The organism is Streptomyces albidus (ex Kaewkla and Franco 2022), from assembly GCF_013870515.1.
Lineage (GTDB): Bacteria > Actinomycetota > Actinomycetes > Streptomycetales > Streptomycetaceae > Streptomyces > Streptomyces albidus.
In genome coordinates this window covers 24,823-31,177 of sequence record NZ_JACBXA010000049.1, presented here as the reverse complement: position 1 = coordinate 31,177, position 6,355 = coordinate 24,823, and the positions used below count along the sequence as shown (strand labels likewise).

The window sequence follows — 6,355 nt, the reverse complement described above, 5'->3', positions numbered from 1 at the left end:
CGGTCCTGGACGCAGGAACATGTAGCCGTCCATGCCGGACTTGCGGAGCGAAGCGCGCAGCAGCTCGGTCTTGCCGATCCCGCCGGGACCGTGCACGAGCAACACGTTGCGGTCGAGCGTCCCGGCCAGGACCCGGCCGAACAACGCCAGTTCACGGCTCCGCCCCACCAACCGGTCGGCCTGCCCGGCCACGCGGTCCCCGATCGTGACACCGTCCATCCCCACCGTCCCCCTGTTGTCCGGTCCCGGAAGAACGGTACAAAGAGATCGCCGGAAAGCACCGCCGCAAGAGCGGGCTACCGAGCTGGCTGCGGGGCTGCGAGGCTGAGCGTCCCTGCCCGGCTTCGGTACGCATCCGGCACGTCGTCACGCCGTCAGGTCACGCCTCACGCCGTCACGTAACGCCGTCACGTCACGCCGCCTCGTTCCGAAGCCCGGGCGGAGGGCCGGCGTCAGTGCTCGGCCGCCACCCTGATGATCGAGCGGACCTGGTCGATGATGTCCTGCCGGTTCTTGAGGAACTCCGGGTCGGTGATCTTGCCCGTGGCCGGATCGGTGTTGTCCGAGCCGAACTCGAGGACCGGGGTGTGCACATGGCCACCGGGGATGCTCAGACCGAGACGGTCGCGCAGCAGCGTCGCACGGTAGGCGATCTCGTTGGACAGGTAGTCCCCGCCACCGCCCTCACGTGCGGTGGAGCCCTCTGTCGGACCGTCCGGCCGCGTCACCGGCTCACTCTCGCCCGCCGGGATCTCGACCACCTCCGTGTTGTCCTTCACCGGGAACCGGCCCGTCGGGGTGGACACGATGTCCTGGTACGGAAGCGTGGTGGTCGTCCACTGAGGCTGCGTCGAGGGGTCGGACACCGGCACGGTCCCGGGGGCCGAGACGTTGTCGTTGTCGGGGAAGGTCCCCCGCCAGGCCCCGTTGTTGCGCTCGACGTCGAACCGTCCTGGCCGGCCCTGGCTGACGGTGGTGAACAGGTCCACCTTCGGCAGGTGCGGCCGCAGCGTCTGCTCGACCGTGCCGCGGGCGAAGTCCGCCCAGCGCACGGGGAACATGGCCGTCTCGATCCTGACCCGGCCCGCCTTGGTGCGCACGACCGTGCCGTCGAGCGCCAGCGCGTTGGCCCCGGACGGGTTGCTGATCCGGATGTCCTCGTCCAGCGTGAACGGGTCGAAGCCGGTGACCAGCATTCGCTTCAGGTGCTTGTCCTTCCCGCCCGGGAAGCCGATGGCGTCCTGACCGCGCGAGCTGCGCTCCAGCCGGTCGAGCAGTGCCGTGCGCCGGTCGTCGGAGAGCTCGAAGCGGGGCTGCCATTGCCGCAACGCCCCTGTCATCCCGAGCCGCGCCCAGTACAAGGGGCGGTCATCCGCTCGACTCAGGTCCCCGCCCTCCGGGCCGCGCCCCTGGGCCCGGTCCACGGCGCGCTGCCACAGCCGCTGCCCGTGCCGCACCACCAACTGCTGCGCCTGACGGTACGAATCCGCACCGCAGAGGGCCTTGGTGAAGCCCGGAGCCACCGAGTCGAAGCCGGAACGCTGCAGGATCTCCTGGGGTACGGACTTGGCCAAGCGCTGCTCCTCCACCGTCAGTTGCACCGAGGCGTCGGTGCACCCGGCGGGCTGCTCGGCCAGCGCAGGCGTTACGGGCAGAGCCATGCTCACGACGACGACTGCCGCCAGCTGTACACGCGGTCCGCGCATCCGGGAATCCTCCGTTTGGCATCGGCAATTGGGATGACGGCGAGAGTCTCCGGTATTCGGCAGCGCTCGAACACCCCTGTCACTCGATGATCAAAGCATGTGACGCCCGTCCCGCACGTTCAGCCGCCTTCGACGCAGCGACCTCCGGGCCGGCCGGACTCACGGCACGGCCGCCGAGCAGCGTCGGAACAGAGAGGGCACTGCTCCGGCGGGCGGCAGGCCGGCGCCGGGCCAGTTGGTCCGCCCCTAGGGCCTGGATGCCGATGGCCGATGCGTCGGGTGCTCCATCGCGTGCCCTTCCCGTCTGCAACCTCGCCGCCGGTAACGTCCAGGTCCAGCAGCACCGCACCATCTCAGACGGGTTTGCGGAGGCGGAGGACGCACGATGACGAGCAGGGCTGACAGACTGCGCGACGGCGTTGCACGCCTTGCCGCCAGGATCCTCGGCCGACGAGCCGAGCAGTCGGCCGAGGAAGAGGCGACCAGCGACGGTGGGGCCGAGGCGCCCGTCACTGGGGCAGCTGAGCCGTCACCCTCGCCGGGCACCGAGCCGCCTCCCGGCCGTCCGGCGGGCGCCGGACGGCCCGTGCCCTCGGTGGCACTTCCCTGGGGCCTGCGGGTCGCGGCCGAGGCGGCATGGCGGCTGCTGCTGCTGGCCGCACTCATCTGGGTGCTGGGCCGGATCATCGGCGCGATCAGCCTGCTCGTCCTCGCCTTCGCCGCCGGACTGCTGGTCACGGCACTGCTGCAGCCAACGGTCGCCTGGCTCAAGCGACACCGCGTGAGCCGGGGGCTGGCCACCGCGATCACGTTCGTCGCCGGCTTCGTGGCCATCGGCCTGATCGGCTGGTTCGTGGCCTGGCAGGTGACGGACAACCTGCCGACGCTCACCAACCGGGTGCAGGAAGCCATCGACGAGATGCAACGCTGGGCGATCGACGGCCCGTTCCACGTTCCCGAGGAGCAGGTCGACAACATCGGCAAGAGCCTGAGCAAGTGGCTCGGCGACCACAGCGAGACAGCGACCTCAGCCGGGCTCGCGGGCATCACCGTCCTGGTGGGGTTCCTCTCGGGGGTGGCGCTGACGATGTTCATCAGCCTCTTCCTGCTCTACGACGGCGCCCGGATCTGGAACTGGGTGCTCAAGCTGGTGCCGAGTGCGGCCCGCGAGGGTGTCGCCGGAGCCGGCCCGCTCGCCTGGGCCACCCTGACCGGATACGTACGCGGCACCGTGCTGATCGCCCTCATCGATGCCGTCTTCATCGGCCTGGGGCTGCTGATCCTCGGCGTGCCGCTGGCGGTGCCCCTGGCCGTCGTCATCTTCATCGCCGCCTTCGTGCCGATCGTCGGCGCCGCCATCTCGGGTGCGCTGGCCGTACTGGTGGCGCTCGTGACCAACGGCCTCCTCACCGCCGTGCTCGCTGCGGCCGTCGTCGCGCTGGTCAATGAACTCGAGGGCCACGTGCTGCAGCCGTTCATCCTCGGCCGGATGGTGCGCGTACATCCGCTCGCGGTGGTCCTCGCGGTGGTCGCCGGGAGCCTCATCGCCGGAATCCCCGGCGCCGTGGTCGCCGTACCGCTGATGGCGGTGATCAACACGGCGGCCGGCTATCTGAAGGCCTACTCCGAGGACCGACGAGCGCCCGCCCTGCCGACGACAGCAGGACCGACCACATCGAAGAGGCCGGTTCCCTGACCGGAACCGGTCTCTGACCTGCGCACCCTCTCTCAGGCCCGAACCGGCGGCCTACTGTCTCCGCCGTGATCCGGCCTGCGCTGCGCCTCGGCCCGCGAGCGTGCTCACTGACGAGGAGTAGCCTCGCTAGTGAGGTGTTATAAGCGGTTTCGACGTGTTTGCGAGGGGTGACGAAGAGGCCTGATGTAGGAGCAGCCCGTACGAGTGGAGCAGTCGGATCGTCATCTGCGGTGACAGACCTGACGACCTCAGCTGTCGCGACCGACCGAGGTTGCGTCAGCCCCGACCGCTTCTTCACCGCCTGCAGCGACGCGTACGGGCAGCTGACGGCACGGACCCTGCGCTTCTGACTGGAAAGCTTATGAACGCTACCGCCGAGCTGAACCATTCGGTCCGCGGACTGCCCATGCGGCGTGTGTTCAAGACCAGTGACCTCGACCTGGGCCGCAAGTTCCTCAGCGACGCCTATGGGAGCGATCTGCACCTGAGAGGCACCGAGCACGATCAGTTCATCAGCCACACACGCTACGACTGCGGCTCGTTCGCGCTGGACGACCTGGCTCTGGGCATGGACGCCACCTTCGACGTGGGACCTCTGGAGAATCTGGCGGTCTTCCAGGTGATGACGGGCTGGATGGAGCACCAGTGGAGCGGAGGAGCCCGACGCACCGGGCCCGGTGACACGGCCGCCAATCCACCGCCGCACAAGCCCTACACCGTCCACGTGCACAACACCGAGTACTGCTCGGTCAATCTGAGCCAGGCCCTGCTGAAGCGGACCGCGGGCTTCACCGAGGACCAGCCGGGCAGCGCGGTCCACTTCACCGGCATGGAGCCCGCGTCCGCCGGTCTGGCCGACCACTGGCGCAGGGCCGTCGCACGTGCGCGCCGCCTCCTCGACGCCCGGCAGGGCGCGATGTACGAGCCGCTGGTGAGCGGCAACATCGCCCGCAGCCTCGCCGAGAGCGCGCTGATCACTTTTCCCAACACCGGGGGGCCGCAGCCCACTTCGGCAGACGGCGGCGATGCCACGCCGAGCGCCGTACGCAGAGCCATCGCGTTCATGGAGGAGAACGCCGACAACGACATCGGCCTGACCGACATGGCCGCCGCGGCCCGCATCAGTCCCGCGGCGCTGCAGATCGCCTTCGCCCGGCACCACACCACCACCCCCTTGGGCAGCCTGCGCGGTGTCCGCCTGGACCGCGCGCACTTCGACCTCCTGGCCGCGGGAAAAGGTGAGGGTGCCGACGACGGAGTGACGGTGGATGACATCGGCGCGCGCTGGGGTTTCTCCACACCGGCCGACTTCGCGACCTCCTACCGCCACGTGTACGGCGTCAGCCCCGACGAGATCCTCAGCACGTGACGCCCGACCGGTGACGTCCGGCGCTCGGGCCGGATCATCTCGCTGCGTACGGGTGTCCAGGTTCGGGGTGCGTCCAGGTGTCTCTACGGCGAGGGGGGCGACGTGCCGTGGGGGGACTGTCCAGGGCGGGGCCAGTCCAGGCAGAGCACTGTGGCGTCGTCTCGGGGATTGCGGTCGCTGGCATGCAGAACGGACTGCGTGAAGAGGCGCGTTGCTTCACGCGGGTGCTGGGTGGCCGTCTCTTTGATCAGGCGATGCAGCACGCTCTCGTGACCGTGCGGCTCGAGCATGCCGTCGGTGATCATCACTAGGCGGTCACCGGGGCGCAGGTCGATGCTTTGGACGCGGTACTCGGTGTTCGGTGCGATACCGAACGGCAGGTCGACGACCGGGGCGAGCTCTTCCACGTGGCCGTCGCGCAGGAGCAGGGGCCAGACGTGGCCTGCGTTGATGAACTCGGTGCGCCCGGTGTCGAATTCGACCCACAGCAGCTGCCCCGTGACCATCGCCTGGGCACCGTGCTCGGCCAGCGCCTGGCTCACCTGAGCCGTCCTGTCGAGAACCGCCCGGTGCTCGCGCACCGCGTGATCGAACACGGCGCTGTTGGCGGCTTCCGCCTGCGCCACGAGATCCAGACCGGCGCGGCGCGCGTTGCGCATGGCGGCCAGGACGACGGTGGCGAGCTGCGCGGCCCGCACGTCGTGGCCCATGGCGTCCGTCAGGGACATGCTGAGGCCGTGACCGTTGAGGGTGTAGTCGAAGGTGTCCCCGCCCACATCGGCTGCCGGCTCCAGCGACCCGGCGATGATGAAGGGCCCGGCCTCACAGGTGAAGGACTCGGGCAGCAGACGGTGCTGGATCTCCGAGGCCAGGGACATCCGGGTCGTCCGCCTCCCCCACTCGTACAGATCGGTGAAGCGCCTGTTGACGACCACGGCGTACGCCAGCACACGCGTGGCCTCCGAGATGTGTTCCAGCGACTCGCCGTCGGGGGGAGTGGGAAGAGTCAGCGCCAGGAGCCCGATCGCGTCCCCCCTGTCGGTCACCGGAGCGACGATCCGGGTACTGCGCCGCCCGGCCTCGTCCTCCGTACGCCCCTCGGCGTTCACCCACATCTGCTGGGAACGGATCACCCGCTCGTAGACCGTGCCGGGCAGGGCGATCGGCTCGGGCGCGACGGTGCCGCCCTGCTCTTTCGACCCTGTCAACCGGACCACGGAGTCGCCCGCGAAGTCCGTGATGAGGAAGGAGACTTCTTCGGCGGAGAGCTGCTCCCGCAGAACCCTCGCCAGCACCGCGACCGACTTCGCCGGCTGTGCCGTCTGCACAGCCGCGAGCAGGTCACTCACCCAACCCATGCTGTCCGCCACGCGCTGTGCCCTTCCCGTCGACGTCGAGGCGTCGGCCCTCCAGGTGGACCTGCCGGGGGGGGCAGAACGGCCAGGAAAGCTTCCATTCCCAGCCAGGATGTGCCGCTCCAGGCTCTCGCCGCCAACATTGATGACCCGTCGGGGTGAGCCGAGGGGGACGGGCCGCTGCCGCTCAGGGCCGGCGGAGCCTCCAGGGGCGTCGAGCCCGCAGCGA

General features: G+C 69.6%; 5 protein-coding genes. 2 read left to right on the top strand and 3 right to left on the bottom strand.

Translation table 11 applies throughout. The features are described 5' to 3' along the window. Together H5J26_RS11035 and H5J26_RS11030 are read right to left on the bottom strand one after the other, a co-directional pair. On the bottom strand, window positions 1–219 hold a 219-nt coding region (locus tag H5J26_RS11035; protein ID WP_181765604.1), incomplete at its 3' end, for an ATP-binding protein. Window positions 220–452: 233 nt separating this feature from the next. Further along, entirely contained in the window at window positions 453–1,706 is a 1,254-nt protein-coding gene (locus tag H5J26_RS11030) for a pyroglutamyl peptidase (protein WP_181765603.1), read from the bottom strand. 385 nt (window positions 1,707–2,091) lie between these two features. Between H5J26_RS11030 and H5J26_RS11025 the strand changes: the two genes are divergently transcribed. Both H5J26_RS11025 and H5J26_RS11020 read left to right on the top strand, forming a co-directional pair. Continuing rightward, window positions 2,092–3,402: an AI-2E family transporter gene (locus H5J26_RS11025; RefSeq protein WP_181765602.1), complete on the top strand. Its 1,311-nt coding sequence runs from the start codon at window positions 2,092–2,094 to the stop codon at window positions 3,400–3,402. Window positions 3,403–3,763: 361 nt separating this feature from the next. Next, complete coding sequence (locus H5J26_RS11020; RefSeq protein ID WP_181765601.1) at window positions 3,764–4,771, top strand: helix-turn-helix domain-containing protein; 1,008 nt, start codon at window positions 3,764–3,766, stop codon at window positions 4,769–4,771. 83 nt (window positions 4,772–4,854) lie between these two features. Here the strand turns inward: H5J26_RS11020 and H5J26_RS11015 are convergent, their stop codons facing one another. Then, complete coding sequence (locus H5J26_RS11015) at window positions 4,855–6,129, bottom strand: PP2C family protein-serine/threonine phosphatase (protein WP_181765608.1); 1,275 nt, start codon at window positions 6,127–6,129, stop codon at window positions 4,855–4,857. Between the last annotated feature and the right edge of the window lie 226 nt (window positions 6,130–6,355).

Bases quoted from the DNA above. Each gene is read 5' to 3' on its own strand.
- H5J26_RS11030 (WP_181765603.1), bottom strand. From the start codon at position 1,706: ATGCGCGGACCGCGTGTACAGCTGGCGGCAGTCGTCGTCGTGAGCATG.
- H5J26_RS11025 (WP_181765602.1), top strand. From the start codon at position 2,092: ATGACGAGCAGGGCTGACAGACTGCGCGACGGCGTTGCACGCCTTGCC.
- H5J26_RS11020 (WP_181765601.1), top strand. From the start codon at position 3,764: ATGAACGCTACCGCCGAGCTGAACCATTCGGTCCGCGGACTGCCCATG.
- H5J26_RS11015 (WP_181765608.1), bottom strand. From the start codon at position 6,129: ATGGGTTGGGTGAGTGACCTGCTCGCGGCTGTGCAGACGGCACAGCCG.